General features: G+C 39.1%; 1 protein-coding gene and 1 pseudogene. Both read left to right on the top strand.

Going from position 1 to position 1,203, the window contains the following annotated elements:
- The first annotated feature begins 644 nt into the window (after positions 1–644).
- Complete coding sequence (locus G464_RS09805; protein WP_155237075.1) at positions 645–872, top strand: hypothetical protein; 228 nt, start codon at positions 645–647, stop codon at positions 870–872.
- 125 nt (positions 873–997) lie between these two features.
- A pseudogene (locus G464_RS10095) lies at positions 998–1,203 on the top strand (LTA synthase family protein); the annotation flags it as partial.

Below are 1,203 nucleotides of genomic sequence, written 5' to 3'. Positions count from 1 at the left end.
TCTCTCTCTCTCTCTCTCTCTCTCGACAAGGGACTCTAAGGCTGATTCATTGGTCTAACAGTCATATGTTCATTATTGTGCACCACCAGTGGCATCATACCGTTATAAATAAATCCAATCTCCGTGCACTACAGCAGTCATGATAATGGCGGTGTTCATATGAAACAGTCTGAGGCAGTAGACAAAATAAAGACTCGGTTGAGAAGGTCGCACAAACTGTAATTAAAGAGTTTTATTATATACATCTACTGTATAATCACCTAGGCATGACTACGCTGTCTAACTTGCCGAAAGAAGAGGATCTCGATTTTTATGTTTGGAATGGATTCCACAAAAGCCAAATCACAAGAGCATATCGAGCCTGATATGAACTCTAATTCACGTGCAGTAGACAGTCATAAAAATAATCGGTTGAGGAAAACTTTAAGTATACTCTTTTTGCGCGTCAGGAGTTTAGCTCCTAGAGTTATGTATTTTTCTTCTGCTTATTTAATCTTTTTGCAATTTTTATTCTTCAGTGGGCTGTGAGCTCGAACAGAGCAACAGAGAATGCCTTACGATTTCTCACAGATATATTTCGCGGCAATTTTAGGATAATTAATGGATTCCTCCTCCTAGGACTTGTTTATTTTATTGTTTTGATTTTGATTAATCGTTTCTGGATAGCAAGTCAAATTTTTGTAACTCTTAGTGCTGTTCTTGCAGTTATTGAAAAATTTAAGATTGTCTCTCGTACAGAAACAATTGTGCCTTCTGATTTGGACTTTGTTACTGGCGGCAATGCTCAGAATTTAGCTGCTTGGATGCCATATAATGCGGTAAGTATAATTTCCGCGCTTGCTTATTTCTGCTTATTATTACTATTCCTATAGTATTTTTCGGTTATTTAGATAAGCGTAGGGGAGTCGTGCGCAATCAGAAGCTTCTCATTCGCAGTGTTAAACGGCTAGTCAGTTTAGTATTATCGTTAGTTCTCCTCATCTCTTTTGTGATGTCTATGTCAACGAAAGGTAGTTGGTCATCTTCGCTTATTACGGCTTTAGGCGATAATCCTTCATTAGTCGATTCGCGAACAGACGCTATGTACAATGGTACGGCGGTGAGTTTTGCTCGTTTGCTTAATCCGAAGGTGATGGATAAGCCTGCTGGGTATTCTGAGAAGACGATGAAGCAGATTGCTTCTCGTTATGCGCATAATGCGCA

The organism is Alloscardovia omnicolens DSM 21503 (genome assembly GCF_000420505.1).
GTDB lineage: Bacteria > Actinomycetota > Actinomycetes > Actinomycetales > Bifidobacteriaceae > Alloscardovia > Alloscardovia omnicolens.
The sequence above is the reverse complement of the archived record's forward strand: the minus strand, read 5'-3'. Positions and strand labels throughout refer to the sequence as shown.